The sequence below is a fragment of the Mesorhizobium sp. M0898 genome, from assembly GCF_040319695.1.
Classification (GTDB): Bacteria; Pseudomonadota; Alphaproteobacteria; order Rhizobiales; family Rhizobiaceae; genus Mesorhizobium.
Genome location: NZ_JAMYOE010000006.1, coordinates 157,528 through 181,459 on the forward strand (window position 1 = coordinate 157,528; position 23,932 = coordinate 181,459).

The 23,932-nt window shown below is 63.3% G+C and carries 21 protein-coding genes, 1 tRNA gene and 1 riboswitch; of the genes, 10 read left to right on the plus strand and 12 right to left on the minus strand.

The features are described from left to right. The first annotated feature begins 142 nt into the window (after positions 1-142). On the plus strand, positions 143-1,153 hold the full coding sequence (locus NKH90_RS10530) for an Hsp33 family molecular chaperone (RefSeq protein ID WP_352541305.1): 1,011 nt from the start codon (positions 143-145) through the stop codon (positions 1,151-1,153). A gap of 6 nt (positions 1,154-1,159) precedes the next feature. On the opposite strand, the gene apaG is transcribed toward NKH90_RS10530, so the two are convergent. Next, positions 1,160-1,552 carry a Co2+/Mg2+ efflux facilitator ApaG/CorD gene (apaG, locus tag NKH90_RS10535; RefSeq protein ID WP_352470114.1) on the minus strand — a complete coding sequence of 131 codons (393 nt, stop codon included), beginning with the start codon at positions 1,550-1,552 and terminating at the stop codon, positions 1,160-1,162. A 227-nt stretch (positions 1,553-1,779) separates the two neighbouring features. Between apaG and NKH90_RS10540 the strand changes: the two genes are divergently transcribed. Next, positions 1,780-2,931 carry a ceramide glucosyltransferase gene (locus tag NKH90_RS10540; RefSeq protein WP_352819286.1) on the plus strand — a complete coding sequence of 384 codons (1,152 nt, stop codon included), beginning with the start codon at positions 1,780-1,782 and terminating at the stop codon, positions 2,929-2,931. A 37-nt stretch (positions 2,932-2,968) separates the two neighbouring features. On the opposite strand, the gene NKH90_RS10545 is transcribed toward NKH90_RS10540, so the two are convergent. Beyond that, positions 2,969-4,159, minus strand: a complete 1,191-nt coding sequence (locus NKH90_RS10545) for an O-succinylhomoserine sulfhydrylase (protein ID WP_031211967.1) — start codon at positions 4,157-4,159, stop codon at positions 2,969-2,971. Between the two features lie 70 nt (positions 4,160-4,229). After that, a riboswitch (SAM riboswitch) is annotated at positions 4,230-4,307 on the minus strand. 135 nt (positions 4,308-4,442) lie between these two features. Between NKH90_RS10545 and NKH90_RS10550 the strand changes: the two genes are divergently transcribed. Then, positions 4,443-5,537 (plus strand): 2'-deoxycytidine 5'-triphosphate deaminase, encoded by a 1,095-nt coding sequence (locus NKH90_RS10550; RefSeq protein WP_352819289.1) that lies wholly within the window; start codon positions 4,443-4,445, stop codon positions 5,535-5,537. Between the two features lie 17 nt (positions 5,538-5,554). Here the strand turns inward: NKH90_RS10550 and NKH90_RS10555 are convergent, their stop codons facing one another. The 5 genes from NKH90_RS10555 to chvE form a co-directional block, all read right to left on the minus strand. Continuing rightward, a complete protein-coding gene (locus tag NKH90_RS10555; RefSeq protein WP_352819290.1) occupies positions 5,555-6,007 on the minus strand; it encodes a hypothetical protein in 453 nt (150 codons plus the stop codon). A gap of 27 nt (positions 6,008-6,034) precedes the next feature. Beyond that, complete coding sequence (gene araD1 / locus NKH90_RS10560; RefSeq protein WP_352457733.1) at positions 6,035-7,027, minus strand: AraD1 family protein; 993 nt, start codon at positions 7,025-7,027, stop codon at positions 6,035-6,037. Positions 7,028-7,217: 190 nt separating this feature from the next. Further along, complete coding sequence (mmsB, locus tag NKH90_RS10565; protein ID WP_352774687.1) at positions 7,218-8,510, minus strand: multiple monosaccharide ABC transporter permease; 1,293 nt, start codon at positions 8,508-8,510, stop codon at positions 7,218-7,220. Next, positions 8,507-10,039 (minus strand): multiple monosaccharide ABC transporter ATP-binding protein, encoded by a 1,533-nt coding sequence (gene mmsA, locus NKH90_RS10570; protein ID WP_352819292.1) that lies wholly within the window; start codon positions 10,037-10,039, stop codon positions 8,507-8,509. Before mmsA ends, mmsB begins: the two co-directional genes overlap by 4 nt. A 99-nt stretch (positions 10,040-10,138) precedes the next feature. After that, positions 10,139-11,203 (minus strand): multiple monosaccharide ABC transporter substrate-binding protein, encoded by a 1,065-nt coding sequence (chvE, locus tag NKH90_RS10575; RefSeq protein ID WP_254816339.1) that lies wholly within the window; start codon positions 11,201-11,203, stop codon positions 10,139-10,141. A gap of 317 nt (positions 11,204-11,520) precedes the next feature. On the opposite strand from chvE, the gene NKH90_RS10580 reads away from it, so the two are divergent. Continuing rightward, a complete protein-coding gene (locus NKH90_RS10580) occupies positions 11,521-12,510 on the plus strand; it encodes a LysR family transcriptional regulator (protein ID WP_352685289.1) in 990 nt (329 codons plus the stop codon). 316 nt (positions 12,511-12,826) lie between these two features. Here the strand turns inward: NKH90_RS10580 and NKH90_RS10585 are convergent. Next, a tRNA-Gly gene (locus NKH90_RS10585) sits at positions 12,827-12,900 on the minus strand. Positions 12,901-13,031: 131 nt separating this feature from the next. On the opposite strand from NKH90_RS10585, the gene NKH90_RS10590 reads away from it, so the two are divergent. After that, the gene (locus tag NKH90_RS10590; protein WP_023677362.1) at positions 13,032-13,295 is read left to right on the plus strand and encodes a DUF6460 domain-containing protein; all 264 of its coding nucleotides are present in this window, start codon (positions 13,032-13,034) and stop codon (positions 13,293-13,295) included. 4 nt (positions 13,296-13,299) lie between these two features. Here the strand turns inward: NKH90_RS10590 and NKH90_RS10595 are convergent, their stop codons facing one another. After that, positions 13,300-14,202 carry a histone deacetylase family protein gene (locus NKH90_RS10595; RefSeq protein WP_352819294.1) on the minus strand — a complete coding sequence of 301 codons (903 nt, stop codon included), beginning with the start codon at positions 14,200-14,202 and terminating at the stop codon, positions 13,300-13,302. A gap of 50 nt (positions 14,203-14,252) precedes the next feature. Here NKH90_RS10595 and NKH90_RS10600 point away from each other — a divergent pair, with 50 nt between their 5' ends. Next, positions 14,253-15,677, plus strand: a complete 1,425-nt coding sequence (locus NKH90_RS10600) for an MATE family efflux transporter (RefSeq protein WP_352774693.1) — start codon at positions 14,253-14,255, stop codon at positions 15,675-15,677. 3 nt (positions 15,678-15,680) lie between these two features. On the opposite strand, the gene NKH90_RS10605 is transcribed toward NKH90_RS10600, so the two are convergent. Beyond that, the gene (locus NKH90_RS10605) at positions 15,681-16,757 is read right to left on the minus strand and encodes a quinone-dependent dihydroorotate dehydrogenase (protein ID WP_352470124.1); all 1,077 of its coding nucleotides are present in this window, start codon (positions 16,755-16,757) and stop codon (positions 15,681-15,683) included. Continuing rightward, complete coding sequence (locus tag NKH90_RS10610) at positions 16,754-17,104, minus strand: DUF952 domain-containing protein (RefSeq protein WP_023677366.1); 351 nt, start codon at positions 17,102-17,104, stop codon at positions 16,754-16,756. Before NKH90_RS10610 ends, NKH90_RS10605 begins: the two co-directional genes overlap by 4 nt. A 126-nt stretch (positions 17,105-17,230) precedes the next feature. Between NKH90_RS10610 and NKH90_RS10615 the strand changes: the two genes are divergently transcribed. Then, positions 17,231-17,662: a hypothetical protein gene (locus tag NKH90_RS10615; RefSeq protein WP_352448652.1), complete on the plus strand. Its 432-nt coding sequence runs from the start codon at positions 17,231-17,233 to the stop codon at positions 17,660-17,662. Between the two features lie 118 nt (positions 17,663-17,780). Continuing rightward, entirely contained in the window at positions 17,781-18,443 is a 663-nt protein-coding gene (locus NKH90_RS10620; protein ID WP_473556440.1) for a response regulator, read from the plus strand. Positions 18,444-18,446: 3 nt separating this feature from the next. On the opposite strand, the gene NKH90_RS10625 is transcribed toward NKH90_RS10620, so the two are convergent. Then, positions 18,447-21,935, minus strand: a complete 3,489-nt coding sequence (locus NKH90_RS10625) for a PAS domain-containing hybrid sensor histidine kinase/response regulator (protein ID WP_352819296.1) — start codon at positions 21,933-21,935, stop codon at positions 18,447-18,449. A 232-nt stretch (positions 21,936-22,167) separates the two neighbouring features. On the opposite strand from NKH90_RS10625, the gene mscL reads away from it, so the two are divergent. Further along, entirely contained in the window at positions 22,168-22,590 is a 423-nt protein-coding gene (gene mscL, locus NKH90_RS10630) for a large conductance mechanosensitive channel protein MscL (RefSeq protein ID WP_352488570.1), read from the plus strand. Between the two features lie 111 nt (positions 22,591-22,701). Beyond that, on the plus strand, positions 22,702-23,868 hold the full coding sequence (locus tag NKH90_RS10635) for a pyridoxal phosphate-dependent aminotransferase (protein ID WP_352819298.1): 1,167 nt from the start codon (positions 22,702-22,704) through the stop codon (positions 23,866-23,868). The last annotated feature ends 64 nt before the right edge of the window (positions 23,869-23,932 follow it).

Below are 23,932 nucleotides of genomic sequence, written 5' to 3' on the forward strand. Positions count from 1 at the left end.
GCCGGCCTGATCTGCGCCGCCTTGATCTGGGCCGCCTTGATCCGGGAGTTGGTGGTGCCTATCTCAGGCGCATCACGCAAATCGAGCGCGTCTCGTCGCATGCGCCCCGGAGGGCGGCATCGCCGCGCCCCGGAGCTTTGTCATGTTGGAAACTCATCAATTGGCTGAACATAAACCCAAGCTCGGCGAATTCGGCTACGCCGGCGACGACCATGTCGTGCCGTTCGAGGTCGGCCCGCTCGACGTGCGCGGTCGCACCGTCCAGCTCGGGCCGATGCTCGATGCTATTCTCAGCCGTCACGACTATCCCGAGCCGGTCGCCCGGCTCCTGGCTGAAGCCTGTGTGTTGACGGTATTGCTCGGAACTTCGCTGAAGTTCGAGGGCAAGTTCATTCTGCAGACCCGCACCGACGGGCCGGTCGACATGCTGGTCGCGGATTTCTCCACGCCGCACGCGCTGCGCGCTTATGCCCGCTTCGATGCCGACCGGCTGCAGGCTTTGACTTCTGCCGGCGAGACGTCACCGCAGACGCTGCTCGGCAGCGGCGTCCTGGCGCTGACCATCGACCAGGGCGCCCACACACAACGCTACCAGGGCATCGTCCAGCTCGACGGCGTCACACTGGAAGATGCCGCACGCACTTATTTCCGCCAGTCGGAGCAGATTCCGACCGACCTCCGGCTTTCGGTTGCCAAGCTTCTGACGCCGGGCGTCGGCGGTGCTCGCGAGCAATGGCGGGCCGGTGGCCTGCTGGCACAATTCCTGCCGCAATCGGCGGAGCGCATGCGCGTACCCGACCTTCCCGGTGGCGACGGCGATCCGCGTGAGGAGATCCACGACCCGACCGACAATTCCTGGCAGGAGCTGCTGGCGCTGCTTGGTACTATTGAACCGACCGAGCTGATCGATCCGACGATCGGCGCCGAACGGCTGCTTTACCGGCTTTTCCACGAGCATGGCGTCCGTGTGTTCGGCGGGGTGCCGGTCGCCGACCAGTGCTCATGCTCGAGGGACAAGATCCACGGCATCCTTGAAGGCTTTTCCGCCGAGGAGATCAGGGACAGCACCGAGGATGGCAGCATTCACGTCGCCTGCGAATTCTGCTCGAAGCAATATGACTTCGACCCGGCGGAGTTTGCAGCGGCCGGATGACGGCCGTCAATTGACGGTGCGCCGCATTCCCGGCAAGTCGAGCGAGAAGGCGGGGATGGCGACGTCGAACGTCTCGCCCCGCCTGTTGCGCATGGTGTAGTGCCCGACCATGATGCCGGACGGCGTCGAGAGCGGGCATCCAGACGTATACTGATAGCTGTCGCCGGGGTTGAGTCCGGGTTGCTCGCCGACGACCCCGGGGCCGCGCACTTCCTCGACCTTGCCGGTGCCGTCGGTAATGTGCCAGTAGCGCGACAGAAGCTGCACGAACTCATCCGACTGATTGTCGATGGTCACCTGATATCCCCAGACATAGCGGTTTTGCGGAGGGTCGGAGTGATCCTCCAGATAGAACGGCCTGACCTGCACTTCGATGTTGCGGGTGACGGCGCTGTACATAAACTGCTCCAAAGCAATGTAGATGGAACTTTCGACGCTCAGCGCAGTTTGATCAACGATGCGCGTCATCTCCTTGCCCGACTCGAGCGCAGGTGCCGAAAAACAATGTCATTTAAGTGACACATGACAATGATGGTGTGCAGGCTTGTGCCGGGCGACTCAGCGTTCTGTCGAATTGTTGAAAACGGCCGTCATGCGGCCGGCACTTCTGGAGTGACCAGATCTCGATGGAACCGACATTCGCAGCCGCCCTCCTTTCCATAGCCCTCCTTCTTTCAAATCTCGCCAGCATCCTGTTAGCTTCGCTGAAGCTGAAGCGACCAGCCAGGATCGCACCGCCCGCCAACGCGCCGCCGGTATCGATCGTCATCCCGGCACGCGGCGTCGAGCCGTTTGCCGAAGAGACGCTGGAGCGCGCCTTCTCACTCGACTGGCCGCGCTACGAACTCATCTTCTGTGTCGCCCATGCCGACGACCCGGTGGTCAAGCCGATCACCGCAGCAATGGCGCGCTTTCCAGCTATTCGCGCCCGCCTTCTAGTCGGTGACGACCGCATCAGCGGCAATCCAAAACTCAACAATTGCGTGAAGGGTTGGGAGGCGGGGCGTTATCGCTGGGTCATCCTTGCCGATTCCAATGTGCTTATGCCGAGCGACTACGTCCAGCAGCTGATGGCGGCATGGCGGCATGGCACTGGCCTCGTCTGCTCGACGCCGATCGGCTCACGGCCGGACAGTTTCTGGGGGGAGGTCGAATGCGCCTTTCTCAACACGCTGCAGGCACGCTGGCAGTACGCTGGAGAGGCGCTCGGCCTCGGCTTCGCGCAGGGCAAGAGCATGTTGTGGAACAAGCCGATGCTCGACGCCAATGGCGGCATCCGCGCGCTTGCCGCCGAGATCGCCGAGGACGCCGCCGCGACCAAGCTGGTCAACGGGCTCGGACTGCGGGTCAATCTTGTCGCCTCGCCCTTCGAACAGCCGCTCGGCCGGCGCACGCTTGGCGAGATCTGGTCGCGGCAGGCGCGCTGGGCGCGGCTGCGCCGCGTCACCTTCGCGCTGTTCTTCGCCCCCGAGATCCTGATCGGCGCGGCGCCGCCGCTGGTGCTTGCGCTGATCGCGGCGGCTGACGCCGGCGTCAGCCTGCCGGCAACCGCCATCGCCGTGCTGGTCGCGGCCTACCTGCCGGAATGCGCCTTGGCCTCGGCCAAGGGATGGCAGCTGTCGCCGCGCACGATCCCGGCGATGATGGCGCGAGACCTGATGCTTCCCGCCATTTGGGCGCGCGGATGGCTGAGCGGCGCCGTCGACTGGCGCGGCAACGTGATGACTATCCAGACAAAGACCGTCGCGGAGCTGGAAGAGACCCCGTCCGGCGCCTGATCGGGCGCGTTCCCGCTCGCCTCTGTTCGGCCATCCCTTATCCGGCAACTCTCAGTGCCTGCTCGATGTCTTCGAGCAGGTCGTCGGCGTCCTCAAGGCCAACTGACAGCCTGAGTGTTCCCGGTCCGATGCCGAGCTCGGCGCGGGCCTCATCGGTCAAGTTCTTGTGCGTCGTCGTCGCCGGATGGGTGATCAGGCTCTTGGCGTCGCCGAGATTGTTGGAAATGAGCACGACGTCGAGTGCGTTCTGGAAGGCAAAGGCCGCCTGCTTGCCGCCCTTCACATCGAGGCAGATCAGCGTCGAGCCACCCGACATCTGCTTCTTGACCACGGCCGCTTGCGGGTGGTCGGCACGGCCAGGATAGATGACACGGGCGATTTGCGGGCGCTCGGCCAGGAAATCCGCGATGCGGCCGGCACTTTCCGTCTGCTGGCGTACGCGTAGCGGCAGCGTCTCAAGGCCTTTCAGCAGCGTCCAGGCATTGAAGGGCGAGAGGCTTGGGCCGGTGTGGCGGAAATAGTCATGCAGGTTCTCGTCGATCCATTTCTTGTCCGACAGAACGATGCCGCCAAGACAGCGCCCCTGGCCGTCAATATGCTTCGTGGCCGAATAGACGACGATGTGGGCGCCGAGCTGCAGGGGTTTCTGCTGCAAGGGCGTGGCGAAGACATTATCGACGATCAGCCTGGCGCCGATCGAATTGGCAAGTGCCGCGACGGCGGCAATGTCGATCACTTCCAGCGTAGGATTGGTCGGGCTTTCCAGGAAGAACAGTTTGGTGTTCGGCTTGACCGCCTTTTCCCAATTGGCGATGTCGGTGCCGTCGACCAGCGTTGCCTCAATGCCGTATTTCGGCGCCAGCGTCTCGACCACCCAGCGGCAGGAGCCGAACAGCGCGCGCGCCGCTACGATATGGTCGCCCGCCTTGGCGCTGCACAGCAGTGCTGCCGTCACCGCCGCCATGCCGGATGCCGTGGCGCGCGCGTCTTCGGCTCCTTCCAGCGCGCACATGCGTTTTTCAAACATGTCGACCGTCGGATTGGCATAGCGCGAATAGATGAAGCCCGGCTCCTCGCCCTTGAAGCGGGCCTCCGCCGCTTGCGCCGTCTCGTAGACATAGCCTTGGGTGAGATACATCGCCTCGGAGGTCTCGCCGAAGCCGGAACGCAGCGTTCCGGCATGCACGAGTGCGGTCTGAGGCTTCCAGTCGCGCTTCTTGGTCATCATTCCATCCAAACACCAAAATTGGTCCAAACAACAAAAAACCGGTCGCGAAAGTCGCAACCGGTCCATATGGCCTTGCGGCCCGACGGTCCTTTAGCGACTTGTTTAACGTGGCTGCAAGCCGACCGGCCAAATCACCACGGGATAACGAGCTTTAGACCCGCGCCACGCTTGCGTCAATTGCCGGCATGATTAAGAGGGTTGTACCAAGCAGGTGCCAAACGCGTCCACGGTCGGACCTGCGACAGAACAAGACCTCGCCCGGCGTTCGAACGGAGCCAGACCCTTGCGGCAGACAGGCATTCTTCCCGATCAGGATATTTCCGCGCTGTTCCAGACGGGCGCGCTGAAATCGCCGCGCACGCTCGATGCCGATCAGATCCAGCCGGCCAGCCTTGACCTCAGGCTCGGCGACAAGGCCTGGCGGGTGCGTGCTTCCTTCTTGCCCGGCCCGGACCACAGGGTTGTCGACAAGCTCGACCGGCTGAAGCTGCACGAGATCAACCTCGCCGAAGGTGCCGTGCTGGAAACCGGCTGCGTCTACATCGTGCCGCTGCTCGAAAGCCTGGCGCTGCCCGCCCATATTTCCGCCTCCGCCAACCCGAAAAGCTCGACCGGACGGCTCGATATCTTCACCCGGGTAATGACCGACCGTGGCCACGAGTTCGACAAGATCGCCGCCGGCTATGAAGGCCCGCTCTATCTGGAGGTCAGCCCGCGCACTTTCCCGATCGTCGTGCGCACCGGCTCGCGGCTGTCGCAGATCAGGTTCCGCACCGGCAATGCGCTCTTGTCGGAAAGCGAGCTGCACGACCTGCACCGCACCGAGATGCTGGTCGCCACCGAACCACCCAACATCTCAGGCGGCGGCATCGCGCTGTCGATCGACCTCGACGGCGACAAGGATGGGCTTGTCGGCTATCGCGGCAAGCACCACACCGGCCTGGTCGACGTCGACAAGCGCGCCGCGCAGGATGTCGTCGATTTCTGGGAGCCGCTCTACAAGAGCGGTGCCGGCGAGCTGGTGCTCGATCCGGACGAATTCTATATTCTGGTGTCGCGCGAGGCGGTGCATGTGCCGCCGCTCTACGCGGCCGAAATGACGCCCTTCGATCCGCTGGTCGGCGAGTTCCGCGTCCATTATGCCGGTTTCTTCGACCCGGGTTTCGGCCATTCGGCGTCGGGCGGCACCGGCAGTCGGGCGGTGCTCGAGGTGCGTAGCCACGAAGTGCCGTTCATCCTCGATCACGGCCAGATCGTTGGACGGTTGGTCTACGAGCACATGCTGAAACGGCCGCGGGCGCTCTACGGCACAGATCTCGGCTCGAACTATCAGGCGCAGGGCCTGAAACTGTCCAAGCATTTCCGCGCCGCCCGCTGAGCTTGTTCGCAATTCCGTCAGCCGCGAAACAGATATTCTTTCGCGGCGCCAAGGCAGCCATGAAACTGACCGATAAAGAGCAGTTCTCGCACTGCCAATCGCTTCTTCCCCCAAAATCCTCTGGTTTGCTTCTCGTCGTCAAGTGAGGCGCTTGAGCTGGACTGCAAGGGGAACAACTGCTTGTCGATACATCCCAGCACATGGGCTCTGGCGGAGTCGATACCGCAGGCTCTGCCATTGTCGTTCAGTCTGTCAGCGCGGAGTGCGGACGTCATGCGATCCGCGTTGCGCATCAGAAAGCTCACTTGCGATTTCGAATAACCGGTGGCCAGAAGCCGGTTAGTCATCGACATCCGGGCCCCGCGATAGGATTTTGCGCTGCATTGTCCGGCGCTGTAAGCCGCTGGGGAGAAATAGGCGAGGAACAGGACTAAACTTACGAACACAGTGCCAATCCGCAGGCCGTTCATTTCTCGCCCCTGAATTATGTCACCAGTTTACAACGCCTTCACCGCCACCTTCACCGGCTGCTCGATTTCAAGCGGGTTGCGCAGAGGCAGGCCGAAATCCTGCGCCTCGATTTCGAATACGTCACCGGCCTCGGTCCTGATGCCGTCGGCAAAGGACAGCGTCGCCGTGCCGAACATGTGCACATGCACGTCGCCCGGCTGGCGGAAGGCCGAGTATTTGAAGTGGTGATGCTCGAGATTGCCAATGGTGTGCGACATGTTCGCCTCGCCCGACAGGAACGGCTTTTCCCAAAGCAGCTTGCCGTCGCGCAGGATGCGTGAAGCGCCGCGGATATCGGACGGCAGATCGCCGATCAGGATCTCCGGCCCGAACGAAGCGTTGCGCAGCTTGGAATGGGCAAGGAAGAGATAGTTCACACGCTCGGTGACGTGGTCGGAAAACTCGTTAGACAGCGTGAAGCCGACGCGGAACGGGGCGCCGTCGTCGCCGATCACATAGATACCGGCGATTTCCGGCTCCTCGCCGGCATCCTGGGCGAAGGCCGGCGACATAAGCGCCGCCCCGGGCGCCACCGCCATGGTGCCGTTGCCCTTGTAGAACCATTCCGGCTGCACGCCGATCTGGCCTTTCGCCGGCTTGCCGCCCTCAAGCCCCATGCGGAACATCTTCATGGAATCGGTCAGCTGTTCCTCGCCGTCCGTGCTGAGCTTCTTGTGCATGGAATCGCGGGTCGCGGCGGAGCCGAGATGCGTCAGCCCGGTGCCGGTGAGATGGAGATGCGCCGGATCGGGATGGTTGATCGGCGACAGCAGCCGTCCCTTCTTGTAGGCTGCGTCGAGATCGACGGTTTCGCCGAAGCCCTTGCGCTCGATCAGGGCGACAAGCCCGCTGCCGGTACGCGCGGCTTCCATCGCCAGCGAATAGACGCTGCGGGCGCCGTTGATGACGCGGGTCTTGCCGCCGTTGCGGGCAACGACGCGGATCGTCTCGGCGTCGTCGAGGATTTGTGAGATCAGCATGGTAACCCTCTCTGAATTGTGGGCTGGCCTGCCCTTTCTCGGCAAACCCTGCCCTGCGCGGCCAGGACCCTGTCCGCGCCTCGGTTGAAATTCTTCGTCCGGATTGCGCTCGCGGATCAGGTCCCTCGGGGGACTTCTTTGCGCCGCCCGGCAGCGCCGCGATGTGACCCGTATGCCTCCTGGTTGCCTCTCAAGCCTTGTTCTTGTTGTAGACGTCGAAGACGACGGCGCCGAGCAGCACCAGGCCTTTGACCACCTGCTGCCAATCGACATTGACGCCCATGATCGACATGCCGTTGTTCATGACGCCCATGATGAAGCCGCCGACCACCGCGCCGATGACCTGGCCGACGCCGCCCATCGCCGAAGCGCCACCGATGAACACCGCGGCGATGACGTCGAGCTCGCTGCCGAGGCCGGCCGCCGGCACAGCCTGCCCCAGGCGCGCTGCGATAATCAGACCGCCGAGTGCCGACAGCACGCCCATATTGATGAACACCATCAACGTCAGCCGTTCGGTCTTGATGCCCGATAGCTGGGCTGCCTTGGCATTGCCGCCCATCGCATAGATGCGACGGCCGATCGTCATGCGTTTGGTAACGAAGACGAACAACGCGATCAGCACGCCCATCACCATGAGAACGATGGGGAGGCCCCTATAGGTGGCGAATTGGTAGACGAGAAACAGCGCCAGCGCGCTGATCACCAGGGTCTTGACGACGAACAGCGAGAAGGGCTCGGCTTCGTAGCCATGCTTCTCGCGGGTGCGCCGTGCCCTGAGGCCGAAATAGGCATAGGCGAGCACGGCGACGAGGCCGATCACGATCGTCGTCAGGTGCAGCGTCAGGCCGCTGCCGACAATGGTTTTGCCGGCGGCGTTCACGGTTGGCGGTATCAGCGTCAACGGGCCGATCAGGTCCGGAATGAAGCCGGAACTGAGCGCCTTGAAGCCGACGGGAAGCGGCCCTACGGAAGACCCGCCACCCAGCAGCGCCTGGCAGATGCCGCGGAAGATCAGCATGCCCGCCAGCGTGACGATAAAGCTCGGTATTCGGTGATAGGCAATCCAGTAGCCTTGTGCCCCGCCGATCGCACCACCGACGATCAGGCAGATGATCGACACCACCAGCGGATTGCTCAATGGGCCAAGCGGCCAGATGACCATCATCATCGCCGCCAGTGCGCCGATGAAGCCGGCGACGGAGCCGACGCTGAGATCGATGTGACCCGAAACGATCACCAGAAGCATGCCCAGCGCCATCACGATGATGAAGCTGTTCTGCTGTACGAGATTGCTGAGGTTCACCGGCTTGAACAGCGTTCCGGACGTGGTGAACTGGAAGAACACCATGATTGCGATCAACGCCAGCACCAACCCGTATTCGCGCAGGTTGGTGACCAGCGCCGAGACGGCAATGCGAGGTCCCTGTTGTAGATCCTGGGCAACGCCGGTCTGCGGCCCGGGAGCGCTTTCGGTGCTCATGATGCTTTTCCTTCTCCGCGGACGATGGCGCGCATTATCTTTTCCTGGCTGGCGTCGCTTGCCGCCATTTCGCCGACGATGCGTCCTTCGTTCATGACGTAGATGCGGTCGGTGATGCCGAGCAGTTCGGGCATTTCCGACGAGATGACGATGATTGCCTTACCCTCGGAGGCGAGACGCGCGATGATCGTATAGATTTCATACTTGGCGCCGACGTCGATACCGCGTGTCGGCTCGTCGAGGATCAGCACTTCCGGATTGGCGAACAGCCATTTCGACAGCACCACCTTCTGCTGATTGCCGCCAGAAAGGTTGCCGGTCATCTGGTAGACGCTCGAGGCGCGGATATTGGTCCTGCCGCGATAATCGTTGGCGACCGAAAGCTCGCTCAAATCGTCGATCACGCCGTGGCGCGACACGCCGGGCAGGTTGGCCAGCGTGATGTTGTGCTTGATGTGGTCGATCAGGTTGAGCCCGTAGGTCTTGCGGTCCTCGGTAACGTAGGCGATGCCGTGTTCCACCGCCTTGCTCACCGAAGAGACGTCGATCGGCTTGCCGTTGAGGAACACCTCGCCGGTGATGCGACGGCCATAGGACCGGCCGAACAGGCTCATGGCAAACTCGGTCCGGCCGGCACCCATGAGCCCGGCAATGCCGACCACTTCGCCCTTGCGGGCGTTGAGGTTGATACCCTTGATGACCTGCCGCTCGGCATGGATGGGGTGGTAGACCGACCAGTTTTTCACTTCGAGAACGGTCTCGCCGATCTTCGGCTCGCGCGGCGGATAGCGGTCGTCGAGCGAACGGCCGACCATCGAGGTAATGATGCGGTCCTCCGAGATGTCCTTCTTGGCCAGCGTCTCGATAGTCCGCCCGTCACGGATGATGGTGACCTTGTCGGCGACCCGGTTCACCTCGTTGAGCTTGTGCGAGATCAGGATCGAAGTGATGCCTTGCCGCTTGAATTCGAGCAGCAGATCGAGCAGCGCCTGGCTGTCCTTTTCGGACAGGCTCGCGGTCGGCTCATCGAGAATGAGCAACTTCACTTCCTTGCTGAGCGCCTTGGCGATCTCGACCAGCTGCTGCTTGCCGACGCCGATATTGGTGATCAGCGTGTTGGGGTCTTCCTTGAGGCCGACCTTCTTGAGCAGGGCGCTGGTGCGCGCCTCATTGGCATTCCAGTCGATGACGCCGTATCTGGCGTGCTCGTTGCCGAGAAAGATGTTTTCGGCGATCGACAGCATCGGCACCAGCGCAAGCTCCTGGTGGATGATGACGATGCCCTTGCGCTCGCTGTCATGGATGCCTTTGAAATGGCACTCATCGCCGCGATAGATGATCTGGCCGTCATAGGTGCCGGACGGATACACACCCGACAGCACCTTCATCAGCGTCGACTTGCCAGCGCCGTTCTCGCCGACCACGGCATGGATCTCGCCTTCCTCGACCATGAGCTTGACGTTCGACAGCGCCTTGACGCCGGGAAACGTCTTGGTGATGTCGCACATCTCCAAAATCGTCGATGCCATTGAGAATACCACTCCTGCGAGGTCCGCAAACAATACCGGGCTGGCTCGCCAACGAAAAGGGGCCCTGCCTGCGCAGGACCCCAGGCTTTGTAACCGCGATTACTTCAGCTCTTCGGCCTTGATGTAGCCGGAATCGACCACCAGGGCCTGATAGTTCGACTTGTCGACGTCGTGCGGTGTCAACAGGATCGAGGGAACGACCTTGACGTCGTTGTTGTAGGTCGTGGTGTCGAGGCCTTCCGGCTTGCCGCCCGAGAGCACCTTGTCGACGAGTTCGACCGTCGCCTTGGCGAGTTCGCGGGTGTCCTTGAACACGGTCGAATACTGTTCGCCGGCGATGATCGCCTTGACCGAAGCGGTCTCGGCGTCCTGTCCGGTGACGATCGGCCATGGCTGATCGGCGGTGCCGTAGCCTACGGCGCGCAGCGAAGCGATGATGCCGCGCGACAGGCCGTCATAGGGCGAGAGCACGCCATCGACGCGGCTGCCGTCCGAGTAGTTGGCGGAGAGCAGATTGTCCATGCGGGCCTGGGCGGTTGCCGCCAGCCAGCGCAGCGTGCCGACCTTGTCCATGCCCATCTGGCCGGACTTCACGACGAGGGTCTTGTCGTCGATCAGCGGCTGAAGAACCGACATGGCGCCGTTATAGAAGAAGAACGCATTGTTGTCGTCCGGCGAACCGCCGAACAGCTCGATGTTGAACGGGCCCTTCTTCTCGGGATAACCGAGACCCTTGAGCAGCGATTTGGCCTGGATGACGCCGACGCCGAAATTGTCGAAGGTGGTGTAGTAGTCGACATTTGGCGTCTTCTTGATCAGGCGGTCGTAAGCGACGACGACAACGCCGGCGTCATTCGCCTTCTGCAACGCATCGCCCATCGTGGTGCCGTCGATCGAAGCGATGATCAGCGCCTTCGGGCCCTTGGTGATTTCGTTTTCCAGCTGGCTGAGCTGGTTCGGAATGTCGTCCTGCGCGTACTGCAGGTCGACAGTGTAGCCCAGAGCCTCGAGCTGGGACTTGACGGCGTCGCCGTCGTTGATCCAGCGCTGCGAGGTCTTGGTGGGCATCAGCACGCCGATCAGGCCTTCGCCCGCCTGCGCCGGCAGCGTCATGGCCGCGATGCCTAGGGCCGCGACGGCGGCCAGTGTCTTGATAATCTTCACATTAACTCTCCCTGGTTGATGGACGCGTACCCTTGGGTTTCGTGGGCCGCGCAATCGTGCAGGAGCGCCAAACGCGCCGCTGCCGTCAATCGATCTCCGGTATCCTCCCAATCGGCCCCGAGACTCTGGTTTCAATCGATACGAGTTTTCCCTCGTCACCGACCGTCAAGCCTCAGGACGCGCGAAGGGTGTGTCGCTTTGCCATAACTGTCAAATGCGATCTTTGATGGTTGCTATATCGAGACTGATATGGCTTAGGCTAGTGACGACGCTGCCGGATCCTGCCAGGGCGCCGGGCGTAAGAGTAGGGAAGAATCATGGCAGCGCTGCGAAATCCTGGCGGAATATCAGCCAGTTACGATGAAATCCCGGGTGATGGCGGAACCTTGCTGCGCAGCGGCTTGAGCCTGCGTCACATGCGTATGATCGCAGCCCTCGACGAGCACAGCCGAGTGAGCGCCGCGGCCCAGGTCATGAACATCTCGCAGCCGGCGGCCTCGCGCATGATCGCCGAGATGGAGGCCGTGCTCGACGTCAAGCTCTGCGAAAGGCTGCCGCGCGGCATCACGCTGACACCCTATGGCAAGGCGTTGGCACGGCGCGCGCGATCGATCCTGCTCGAGATGCGTGAGGTCGACCGCGAGATTTTCGAGCTCAAGGCGGGCAAGGGCGGCTCGGTATTCCTGGGCGCGGTGACAGCACCGGCGATCGAGCTGGCGGTGCCGGCGATCCGCGAGATCCGGCGCCTTTATCCGCGCATCGAAATCACCATGCAGGTCGAGACCTCGAACGTCCTGGCACGCGAGCTGATCGCCTCGCGCCACGATTTCATCATCGCCCGCATCCCCGACGACCTCAATCCGCGGCTGTTCGAAGCGCGCGTCATCGGCGTCGAGAAAGCCTGCCTGATCGTGCGCCGCGGCCACCCGCTGACCAAGGGCAAGGCGGTGCGGCTGGAAGACACCGCCGCCTATGACTGGGTTTTCCAGTCGGGCGGCTCGCCGCTGCGCCAGGCGATGGAAAGCAACTTTTTGAACCGCAACATCGCGCTGCCGGACCGCATCCTCAACACCAGCTCGCTGCTATTGACTCTGGTCATGGTCGCGCAATCCGACGCCATTGCGCCGGTTTCGATCCAGGTCGCGAAGTTCATCCAGAACCCCGAAGGCCTGGCCGGCGCCATCGATGTTGTCCAGACTGAATTCGACATCGAGGTCAGGCCCTACAGCCTGATCACGGTGAAGAACCGCGCGCTGTCACCGGCAGCCAAGATGCTGCACGACTTTATTCTGCGGGAGGTGGGATAAGGGCTGGAGCGGCAAGCGGAGCGCATCCCGTGGCCGGCCAGACGACCAGACAGGCCCGCCAGCAGCGGCGCCGATGCACGTCGGCCACTACTGCCTGATGCTCAAAAAAGGCCCGCCAGCAGAAGCCAGCGGCCCAAGGGTAGACTTTCCGGTTGGGGTCATTCGAGGCCCCGCCGACCCTCAATGTGAGATATTCCACGAACTGGCACATCGGCCAAACAGATGAAAGACGGCCAGCCCGGGCTGTAAAACTGCCTATAAATCCGCTGGTTTTCAGCTTGGCCAGAACAAGTGCAATGCACCGGGGGGCAAGAGCTGGAGCGGGTAGCGGGAATCGAACCCGCGCGTTCAGCTTGGGAAGCTGACAAGCTACCATTACATCATACCCGCGCTGGTTCCTCCGATATCATGGCCCGGCGCCGATGCGCAATCCGGTTTGAGGGCTCGGCTTGATGCAGGGCTATCAACTGCGTATTTCTAGGCATGTGCCCGAATCGCGGCACCCGACTGTGGAGACAGGCTTGTCCGCACTGAACCGCTTTCTCGGCGATACGCCGCTCCGGGTGATCCTGAAGCTGCTTGTGGTGTCGTTCCTCGTCGGGCTGGTCATGAATGCCTTCGGCTGGTCGCCGATGGATGTGCTTTATGGCATTCGCAAATTCTTCATCGACCTGTGGAATTTGGGCTTCCACGCCATCGACCGTTTCCTCGGCTACATCCTGCTCGGTGCCGCGATCGTCGTGCCGGCCTTCATCCTGCTCAGGATCGCTAACTACCGGAAGTGAATTTTCAGGCGTAGCCCGCCGCCACCTCGAACAGGATGGCGTGCCGTGCAGCAAGTGCTGCGACATCCGTCGAATAGCCGCCGCCGATAACGCCACATACCGGTATGCCAAGCGTGCGGAAATGGCGGATCACCATATCGTCGCGGGCGCGCAGCCCGTCATCCGTGAGCGACAACCTGCCGAGCCGGTCCTCGACATGGACATCGACGCCGGCATTGTAGAAGACGAGGTCCCAGCGCCTTCGCGCCGACAGCTCCGGCAGGATGGCGTCCAGCCGCTCCAGATAGGCTGCATCGCCGGCGCCGTCGGGCAGGGCGACATCGAGATCGGAGGCGATCTTGCGCGCGGGGTAGTTGCGGTCGCCATGCATGGAGAAGGTAAACACGCGCGGCTCGTCGTTCAGGATATCCGCCGTGCCGTCGCCCTGATGCACGTCGAGGTCGACGACCAGGATGTTTTGGACAGCAGCTTCGGCGAGCAGCACCAGCGCGGCAACGGCTACGTCGTTGAAGGTGCAGAAGCCGGCGCCTTGCGCGCGCCGTGCATGATGGCTGCCGCCGGCGGTGTTGCAGGCGATGCCGTTCAGCAACGCTAGCCGCGCCGCCAGCACCGTGCCGGCCGTTGCGAGCTTCGCCCTCAGCGAAACCCGCGGTCCGACGGGAAAGCCGATCTCGCGCTCGATCGCCACCGGCACTTTGCAGGCAAGCACCTGGTCGACATAGTCTGCCGCGTGGGCAAGCTTCAGCCATGATGGCCGCGCCGCCTCCGGCTTGTTGAGCGCTTCGGGACGTGCCAGGCCGCGTGCCCGCAACGCATCCATCAGCAGCGGATATTTGCTCATCGGGAAGCGGTGGTTGACGGCGAAGCCGGCGTCATAGTCGGGATGATGAACGATCTGCAAGGGCATGGGGCGGCCGGTGCGCCAGAGGCGGATTTCGGTTGACCATAACGGGGTGGATGGTTGCGCGAGGTCGGCAAACTGGGGCACATCGGCTGGCCGATCAAGCCGCAACGGGAAGCAACACGCGTTTGGAGCAGGCTTTACCCACCGAAGCCCACGCCACCGAAGCCAGGGCCTTTGTCGTCACCAACCGCTCGGTGCTCGCCATCGCCGTGCCGATGACGCTTGCCTATCTGACGACGCCGTTGCTCGGAATTGTCGACACGGCGGTGGTTGGGCAGTTCGGCGACGCCGCCCTTCTCGGCGGCCTTGCGGCCGGCGCCCTGATCTTCGACGTCGTTTTCACGACCTTCAACTTCCTGCGCTCCGGCACCACCGGCCTCGTCGCCCAGGCCTTCGGGCGCGGCGATGCGCTGGAGGAGCAGGCGGTGTTCTGGCGCGCCGTGCTGATCGCGGTCGTCGCCGGCGTCGTGCTTGCCGCGCTTGCGCCGCTGGTCTCCACCGCCGGGCAATGGTTCATAGGCGCCGAACCGCGCGTCAGCGCGGCGATGGACGTCTATATCCGCATCAGGATGCTCGCAGCACCGTTCTCGCTGATCAATTACGCCATCCTCGGTTACGTGCTTGGGCGCGGCGAGGGCGGGCTCGGGCTGATGCTGCAGTTGATACTGAACGGCATCAACATCGCCCTCTGCTTCCTGCTTGGCCTGGAGCTCGGCTGGGGCGTTGCCGGCGTTGCCTGGGCAACGGTCACCGGCGAATTCGTCGCCATGCTGCTTGGTCTCGCCATTGTCGGCCGGCGCTTTTGGGCGGCGCCCAGGCTGCCGCGCCACCGCGTCCTCGATCTGCCGGCATTCCTGCGCATGATGTCGCTCAATCGCGATATCATGATCCGCTCCTTTTCGCTGCTCGCCGCCTTCGCGCTGTTCACGCGCCAGGGCGCACAATTCGGCACTCTGACGCTGGCCGCCAACGCCGTGCTGATGAACCTCTTCCTGGTTGCCGGCTATTTCCTCGACGGTTTCGCCACCGCCGCTGAACAGCTCGCCGGGCGCGCCATAGGCGCCCGTGCCGCCACGGCGTTTGACCAGGCGGTGCGGCTGACGCTGCTTTGGGGGCTCGGGCTGGCGGGCGCGGCGACACTCTTCTTCTTGCTGGAGGGCACGGATCTGATCGCCCTTATCACGACCGCGACAGACGTCCGCGCCATCGCCGATATCTACCTGCCCTGGGCGGCGTTCACCGCGCTCAGCGGCGTGCTGGCTTTCGAGATGGATGGTGTTTTCATCGGCGCGACATGGTCGCGCGACATGCGCAACATGATGCTGTTGTCGTTCCTGTCGTTCAGCGCCGCGCTGCTGATTCTGGCGCCGGCCTTCGGCAATCACGGCTTGTGGGCGGCGTTGCATGTCTTCCTGCTGGTACGCGGCTTCAGCCTGCTCGCCATATTGCGGCTGCGGGTGCGCACAGCCTTTAACTGATCGCTAAAGCGGTTTCGCCGCCCAGTGATCGAGGCGGCTGTCGCGAAGCTCGCGCAGCGACTTCAGCCCTTGACTGTCCACGAAACGGGCCATGCCGGAAAGAATGCGCCCCGGCAGCGCAGGCCCGGCATAGATCATGCCGGTATAGAGCTGCACGAGATCGGCGCCGGCACGGATCTTTTCCAGCGCCGTCTCGGCGGAATCGACGCCGCCGACGCCGATGATAGTGGGATCCGGGCCAAGCAGTTTTCGCATCCTTGCCAGCACGATAGTCGAGCGCTCGAACAAGGGTTTCCCCGAAAGCCCGCCGGCCTCGCCGGCAAGGCCGGCGCTGCGCAGGCCGGATCGCGCGATCGTGGTGTTGGAGACGATGACGCCGTCCATTTGCTTGTCGTTGATCTCGGCGGCGATGTCCTCAAGCTCGGCCTCGACCAGATCCGGCGCGATCTTGAGGAACACGGGCGGTTTTGCCGGTGCCGCCGCACGCGCGGCCATGACCCGCGACAGGAGCTCGCCAAGCTGGTCGCGCGCCTGCATGTTGCGCAGGCCCGGCGTGTTCGGCGAGGAGATATTGATCGTCAGATAGCTGGCATATCGCGCGAACCGGATCACGCCGCGCTCATAATCACTGACGCGGTCGGCGCTGTCCTTGTTGGCGCCGATGTTGATCCCGACGATGCCGGGGCGGCCCTTGCGGGCGGCAAGGCGCTTCTCTGCGGCGGCGTGGCCTTCATTGTTGAAGCCCAGCCGGTTGATCACTGCCCCGTCCGAAGGCAGCCGGAAGATGCGCGGCTTCGGATTGCCCGTCTGCGGCAGCGGCGTGATCGTGCCGACCTCGGCGAAGCCGAAGCCGAGGCCGAGCAGCGCGTCCGGCACTTCGGCATTCTTGTCGTAACCCGCGGCCATGCCGAGCGGGTTCGGGAAATCGAGCCCGCAACGGCTGACCTTTAACCTGTTGTCCTGCGGCGGACGACCGGCGACCGGCAGCCCGCATCTCAGCGCGGCAATCGACAGCCCATGCGCGGTTTCCGGATCGAGCGTGAACAGCAGTTTCTGGCCGATCCGGTCGAACGCGCTCATTCGGCCTCCAGCGCCGGGAATTCATGCCGGCCGTCAGCGCCGAGCGGCAATGCCTGCACCGAAACGACCGCATCGAGGCCGAGCCCGCCATAGAGATGCGGGAACAGGGCGCCGCCGCGCGAGACCTCATATTTCAGCGCATCGCCGAGGCGCGCGCTATCGACGGCGACCAGCAGCAACCGGCTTTGGCCGGCGAAATGTTTGGCCGCCGTTTCCCGAACCTGCCCGGCGGTAGAAAAATGGATGAAGCCGTCGGCGACGTCGATCGGCGCGCCGGTGAAGCCGCCTTCTCTTTCAGCCTCGCGCCACAGCGCCTCGGGAACTATCTTGTAGATGATCTCGGACATCGTTGCGCTATAGTCCGAACCGACCACGCGGGGAAGGGCAGGCCCGTGTTCTTCCCCATTTCAGGTTCATCCCCATTTCAGGCGCAAACTGTGATAGATTGCGCTGACTGGCTCATGGAGGAAAACATGCGTCTGAAACACGTCTTGATCCCCGCAGCACTGGTGTCGCTTGTCGCGGCGTCGGCCTTTTCCGAGGAAGCCGATCGCTACCGGTTGGAGAAATCGGCCAATGGCTATGTCCGCATGGATACGCAAACCGGCGCCATGTCGCTCTGCGAGGAACGCTCCGGCCAACTCGTCTGCAAGACGGCGGCCGACGAACGTGCCGCCCTACAAGATGAGGTCGACCGGCTGCAAAATTCGGTGAAGGCGCTCGACGAACGCGTCGCCAAGCTCGAAAATTCGCTTGCCGCGCGTTTCGAATCGACTTTGCCCAGCGAGGAGGATTTCAACAAGACGATGGGCTACATGGAGCGCTTCCTGCGCAGCTTCATGGACATCGTCAAGGACATGGACAAGGACGAAGACAGCGCCAAGCCCAATTCGCAAAAGACCTAGGCAATTCGCAAAAAGACCTGGGGCGGGAATAGCAAGCCGCCCACCCGAACAGCAGGCGTAGTGTTATGATCGTTCAGATCCTGCAAGGCGGAAAATCGCCAACGGGATTCGGGGAGGGATATCACCGTTGGGCTACACATTCGTCATTGCCGATGATCACCCGCTTTTTCGCGGTGCATTGAGGGAGGCTCTCGCGGGCATCGGAGACGTTGCCGCCATTCATGAGGCCGGCGATTTCGAAAGCGCCAAGGCGCTGGTCCTGGCCAATGAGGATGTCGATCTGGTGCTGCTCGATCTCTCGATGCCGGGGGCAAGCGGTCTTTCCGGCCTGATTTCGCTGCGCGGCATCCATCCGGCGGTGCCGATGATGGTGGTCTCGGCGCATGACGATCCGGTGACGATCCGGCGCGCGCTCGATCTCGGCGCCTCCGGCTTCATCTCCAAATCGGCCAGCATGGAGGAGATCCGCAATGCGGTGCAGTCGGTGCTCGCAGGTGATATCGCGGCACCCGCCGGGGTCGATCTCGGTGTCGAGCGCGATCCCGAGATTTCCGACCTGATCAAGCGGCTGCAGGCGCTGACCCCACAGCAGACGCGCGTGCTCGGCATGCTGGCTGAGGGACTGCTCAACAAGCAGATCGCCTATGAGCTCGGGGTCTCCGAAGCAACGATCAAAGCGCATGTCTCGGCTATCCTGCAGAAGCTCGGCGTCGACAGCCGCACCCAGGCGGTCATCCTTTTGTCCAAAATCGGCAGCGACCCGCTGCAGACGGCCGGCTGACTCCTATTCGGCCGCCGGCGCCAGCGGCCTGACCCTGGCCATCATCGAGCGCAGCATCGCCGGTTTCAGTGGTTTGCTGATCACCGGCACGTCGAGCCTGCCGGCAGCGGCGCGAACCTCGCTGGAGCGGTCGGCGGTGACCAGCACGGCCGGCAGGTCCTCGCCATGGATCGCACGCAACTGGGCGATCAATTCGAGGCCGGTCCTGTTGTCGAGATGATAGTCGGCAAGCACGATGTCCGGCCGATGCACGCCGGACCTCTCGAGATCCTCCGCGCCGGAAAGCGTGTCGACGCTGCAGCCCCAGCCCTCGAGCAGCAGCCGCATGCCGTCGAGGATGCGGGCGTCGTTGTCGATGCAGAGCACATTGAGCCCGGCAAGCGAGGCCGCGGCACGGGCAGGCGGCTTCGCCTCCGCCTCGCGCCGCGGTGCCTGCACGGCCACCACCGGCAGCAACACGGAAAAGCGTGTGCCCTTGCCTGGGTTGGAGAAGATCCGGATTTCGAGGCGCAGGACGCGGGCGATGCGGTCGACAATGGAGAGCCCAAGGCCGAGGCCTTCCGCCTCGCGTGCGCCCTCGTCGAGCCGGGTGAATTCGCGGAACACGGTGTTGAGCTTGTCGCCGGCAATGCCGATGCCGGTGTCGATAACCTGGATCTCGGCCAGTTCGCCGCGCCGCCGCGCGCCGACCAGGATGCGGCCACGGCGCGTATACTTGATGGCGTTGGAAACCAGGTTCTGGATCAGCCGGCGCAGCAGATTGCGGTCCGTCATGACGCTGAGCGACGACGGCATGATCGAGAGTTCGAGCTTCTTTTCGGCGGCAAGCGGCCGGAAGTCGTTGCCGATCTGGCGCAGCAGCCCGTCGAGGCCGAAGCTCGTATCGTCCGGCTTCATCGCGCCGGCATCGAGGCGCGAAATGTCGAGCACCGCGCCGAGGATGGTCTCGACCGATTCCAGCGACGATTCGATGTTCATCGCCGCCTTGCCGGCAGGTCCCTTGCCGGTCTTCTCGATCAGTGACGAGCAATAGAGGCGGGCGGCGTTCAGCGGCTGCAGGATGTCGTGGCCGGCGGCAGCGAGGAAGCGGGTCTTGCCGAGATTGGCCTCCTCGGCCAGCATCTGCGCCTGCGCCAGCTCCTCATTGACGCGGGTGAGCTCGGCGGTGCGGCTCTTCACCCGCTGTTCCAGGGATTCGTTGGCGCGCTTAAGCGCCAGATCCTGCTCGACGCGTCCAGAAATGTCGGCGTAGGTGGCGACGATGCCGCCGTCCGGCATCGGATTGGAGCGCAATTCCAGGATGCGCCCGCTGGTCTTCAGCTCCATCTGCCATGGGCTGACGAAGCTGGTCAGGCGGTTGAGCATGGTGACGCGCTGGTCTGCCGGTATGTCACCGCGCTCGGCAAGGTGGCGCAGGATACGATCGAGTGAGACGCCGACCTGGCCCATCTCGTCGGGCAGGTCGAACAGCGCCCGGTACTGGCGGTTCCAGCAAATCAACCGGAAATCGCGGTCGAAGACAGTGATGCCCTGTTCCATCTGGTCGAGTGCGATCTGCAGCAGGTCGCGATTGTGCTGCAGCGCCTCGGTGGCGTCGTCGAGCAGGCGGAAGGCGTCCTTGGATTCGCGGTCGTTGCGGCGCAGCAGCAGCGACAGGATCAGCCGCGCCGAAGAGGAGCCGACGGCACTGGCCAGAAGCTGTTCGGAGAAGCGGATGACATCCATGCTGGCCTGTTCGTTGCCGTGCAGTGAAGTGCCGCTGCTCTTTTCGAACGACTGAAAGGACCGCTCGGTCCGTTCGACACCGAGATAGCGCGCGATCGTATCCTTGAGGTCGTTGACGGTTATGGTGGTGCGGAAGCGGCGCAGGCTCGGCAGCGGCCCCGCCTCGCGCGGCACGAAGATCGATGCCTGGATACGTTCCAGCGGCACGGAGGCGCGCGACAGCGAGCCGAACACAAAAAACAGCAAGTTGATCGACAGGCTCCACAGCACGCCATGGTTCAGCGGCTCGGCGACGGTGCCGAAAAGAGCCTGCGGCCGCAATGCATCGAAGCCGAACAGGCCGTGGACGAGGATGCCGGTATCGGGCGCGACGAGCGAGGGAAGCAGCAGCGTATAGCTCCAGACGACGATGCCGGCGACCATGCCAAGTGCGGCACCCCTTCCGTTGGCGCCGCGCCAGATCAGGCCGCCGATCATTGCCGGCGCGAACTGCGCGATCGCGGCGAACGACATCAGGCCGATCGAGGACAGCCGCGCGCTATTGGTGCTCTCGCGGTAGTAGAGAAAGGCGATGAACAGCATGATGAAGATCGCCGCCCGCCGTACATTGAGGATGAGCGTCGACCAATCCTCGTTCTCGGATGTCGTGGTCCGCAGCAGCCGGCGCACGAACAGCGGAATGACCAGGTCGTTGGAGATCATGATCGACAGCGCGACGCTTTCGACGATCACCATTGCGGTCGCCGCCGACAGCCCGCCGATGAAGGCGGCCATGGCCAGCACGTCGTGGCCGCTGAACAGCGGCAGCGACAGCACGTAAAGGTCGCTGCTGGTCCTGGGGCCGACCAGTTCCAGGCCGGCCAGCGCGATCGGCAGCACGAACAGGTTGATTGCCACCAGATAGAGCGGAAACACCCATGTCGCGGTGCGCAGCTCGGCCTCGCTGCGGTTCTCGACGATGGTGACATAGAACTGGCGCGGCAGCATCAGGATGGCAAAGCCGCTCAGGCATGTCAGCACCAGCCAGGTGGCGAGCGAGGTGTTGTAGCCCATCGCCTGGCGCACCTGCGTGTTTTCGGCGAGCCGGTCGAACATGTCGCCTGGCCCACCGAAGATCAGGAACATGACCATCAGGCCGATTGCCAGGAAGGCGGCGAGCTTGACCACGGTTTCGACTGCCACCGCCAGCACCAGCCCGTCCTGGTGCTCGGTGGCATCGGCGTGGCGCGTGCCGAACAGCACCGCAAACAGCGCCAGCAGCATGGCAACGACCAGCGAGATGTCGCTGACGAACGGATCGAACGACGGCGGCGAGCCGGTATAGTGCTCGACCATCAGGCTGACCGAGCCCGAGATCGCCTTCAATTGCAGCGCCATATAGGGCACCGCGCCGATGGTCGCGATCAGCGTGGCGATCGCCGCGACAGCAAAACTCTTGCCGTAGCGGGCGCCGAGAAAGTCGGCGATCGAGGTGATCTTCTCGGTTTTGGCCAGCCTGACGATGCGCTGTAGCAGCGGAAAACCGAACACAAACACCAGCACCGGTCCGATATAGATGCCGAGGAACTCGAGGCCGCGCTCGGAGGACAGGCCGACCGAGCCGAAGAAGGTCCAGGAGGTGCAGTAGATGGCGAGACTGAGCGCATAGATGAAGGGCCGGGCGCGGCCAGGCCCGGATGAAGTCGAGCGCCGGTCGCCCAGGCTGGCGATGACGAACAGCAACGTCACGTAGGCGATCGCGATGATGACGATGAACCAGCCCTGCACGGCTCGAACTTCCTCCCTGCGCCGGCTTTTTCATCCGGCCTTGCAGACGCAATCACAGCTTGGCGACCGAGTCCATCGCGGCTTTCGGCGCATTATGGCCGCGGCTTCGCACAATCAAGGCCGGGGAAACACGTCTTTGCGCCTGTCGCAACCGCAGGTTTTTGCTATTCTGCCGGCCGGTCGATGCCGAGGCGTGGACGGCAGCACGGCCGGTCAGGACAAGGAGGGTCGAATGCTGAAAGAATTTCAGGAATTCATTTCAAGGGGCAATGTGATGGACCTGGCCGTCGCCGTCATCATTGGCGCTGCCTTCGGCAAGATCGTCACCTCGCTGGTCGACGACATCATCATGCCGGTCATCGGGGCGATTTTGGGCGGATTGGACTTCAACAACTATTTTCTGCCCTTGTCCTCGGCCGTTAACGCCACATCGCTGGCTGAGGCAAAGAAACAGGGCGCGGTCTTCGCCTATGGCAGCTTCATCACCGTGGCGCTGAATTTTCTCATTCTCGCCTTCATCATCTTCCTGATGGTCAAGGCGGTGAACAATCTGCGCCAGCGGCTGGAGCGCGAGAAACCGGCCGCCCCGGTTGCCCCGCCACCGGCCGACGTCGCGCTGCTCACCGAAATTCGCGATCTCCTCGCCAGAAAATAGCGCCTGCGGCAACTTTCTGGACCAAAACCCCGGTCGCTTGCGCCCGGGGTTTTCTGTTTTCGTCCGCCCTGAAACACGCTAGCAGTCGAGCAAACGAAAACGGACCCATCCATGACCCTGATCGATACTCTGCGCGCCGAAGCGCGGGCGGCGCCTGAAAGCGGCATTGTCGCCGTCATGAACCGCGGCCGCGGCCGCGACGGCATGATCCCGCTCTGGGCCGGCGAGGGCGACCTGCCGACGCCTGCCTTCATCACCGATGCAGCCGCCAAGGCACTCGCCGGCGGCGAGACCTTCTACACCTGGCAGCGGGGCATTCCCGAACTCAGGCAGGCGCTCGCCCGCTACTACACCAGGCATTTCGGCAAGACTTTCGCCAACGAGGAATTCATCGTCACCGGCTCCGGCATGCACGCCATCCAGATGGCCATCGATGCGGTGGCCGGCAAGGGCGACGAACTCGTCTACCTGTCGCCGGCATGGCCGAACTTCGCCGCCGCCGCCGGCGTCGCGGGCGCTGTTCCAGTCGCGGTCACGCTCGACCAGTCGGGCAATGGCTGGTCCTGCGATGTCGACAAGATCGCAGCGGCGATCACGCCGCGGACCAAGGCGCTGTTCGTCAACACGCCGTCCAACCCGACCGGCTGGACCGCCGACAAGGAGACGCTGCAGGCGATCCTCGACCTTGCCCGTGAAAGGGGCCTGTGGATCATCGCCGACGAGATCTATTCGCTGTTTCATTACGGTCACGGCCGGGCGGCGTCCTTCATCGACATCATGGCCGATGAGGACCGCATCCTGTTCGTCAATTCCTTTTCCAAGAACTGGGCGATGACCGGCTGGCGCATCGGCTGGATCAAGATCCATCCCGCCTTGCAGCAGGTGTTCGAGAACCTGGTCCAGTATTCGACGTCCGGCGTTGCGCAGTTCATGCAGCGCGGCGCCGTCGTTGCCCTCGATGAGGGCGACGCCTTCATCGTCGAGCAGGTGGAGCGGGCGAGGGCGGCGCGCGACCTGGTGTGCGGCATTCTCGCCGAAACCGGCAGGGCGCGGTTCACCGTGCCGCAGGGCGCATTCTATCTGTTCTTCGCGGTCGACGGCATCTCCGATTCCCGCGCTGCCGCCTTCGACATGGTCGACCGCGCCAATGTCGGCCTGGCTCCCGGCACCGCCTTCGGCCCCGGCGGCGAAGCCTTCCTCAGGCTGTGCTTCCACCGCCGTCTCGACCAGCTCGAGGAAGCCGCGCACCGGCTGGCGAAATGGATGAAGAATATGTGAGGTTCAGGTCGGACGGAGCCGGATACGGGCGCAGGCAACCTGGATCGCTGCACTTCTCGGCCGC

Excerpts from the sequence above, each read along its gene's own strand:
- NKH90_RS10530 (WP_352541305.1), top strand. The coding sequence starts at position 143 with ATGTTGGAAACTCATCAATTGGCTGAACATAAACCCAAGCTCGGCGAA.
- apaG (WP_352470114.1), bottom strand. The coding sequence starts at position 1,552 with ATGTACAGCGCCGTCACCCGCAACATCGAAGTGCAGGTCAGGCCGTTC.
- NKH90_RS10540 (WP_352819286.1), top strand. The coding sequence starts at position 1,780 with ATGGAACCGACATTCGCAGCCGCCCTCCTTTCCATAGCCCTCCTTCTT.
- NKH90_RS10545 (WP_031211967.1), bottom strand. The coding sequence starts at position 4,159 with ATGATGACCAAGAAGCGCGACTGGAAGCCTCAGACCGCACTCGTGCAT.
- NKH90_RS10555 (WP_352819290.1), bottom strand. The coding sequence starts at position 6,007 with ATGAACGGCCTGCGGATTGGCACTGTGTTCGTAAGTTTAGTCCTGTTC.
- araD1 (WP_352457733.1), bottom strand. The coding sequence starts at position 7,027 with ATGCTGATCTCACAAATCCTCGACGACGCCGAGACGATCCGCGTCGTT.
- mmsB (WP_352774687.1), bottom strand. The coding sequence starts at position 8,510 with ATGAGCACCGAAAGCGCTCCCGGGCCGCAGACCGGCGTTGCCCAGGAT.
- mmsA (WP_352819292.1), bottom strand. The coding sequence starts at position 10,039 with ATGGCATCGACGATTTTGGAGATGTGCGACATCACCAAGACGTTTCCC.
- NKH90_RS10580 (WP_352685289.1), top strand. The coding sequence starts at position 11,521 with ATGGCAGCGCTGCGAAATCCTGGCGGAATATCAGCCAGTTACGATGAA.
- NKH90_RS10595 (WP_352819294.1), bottom strand. The coding sequence starts at position 14,202 with ATGCCCTTGCAGATCGTTCATCATCCCGACTATGACGCCGGCTTCGCC.
- NKH90_RS10600 (WP_352774693.1), top strand. The coding sequence starts at position 14,253 with ATGGTTGCGCGAGGTCGGCAAACTGGGGCACATCGGCTGGCCGATCAA.
- NKH90_RS10605 (WP_352470124.1), bottom strand. The coding sequence starts at position 16,757 with ATGAGCGCGTTCGACCGGATCGGCCAGAAACTGCTGTTCACGCTCGAT.
- NKH90_RS10610 (WP_023677366.1), bottom strand. The coding sequence starts at position 17,104 with ATGTCCGAGATCATCTACAAGATAGTTCCCGAGGCGCTGTGGCGCGAG.
- NKH90_RS10615 (WP_352448652.1), top strand. The coding sequence starts at position 17,231 with ATGCGTCTGAAACACGTCTTGATCCCCGCAGCACTGGTGTCGCTTGTC.
- mscL (WP_352488570.1), top strand. The coding sequence starts at position 22,168 with ATGCTGAAAGAATTTCAGGAATTCATTTCAAGGGGCAATGTGATGGAC.
- NKH90_RS10635 (WP_352819298.1), top strand. The coding sequence starts at position 22,702 with ATGACCCTGATCGATACTCTGCGCGCCGAAGCGCGGGCGGCGCCTGAA.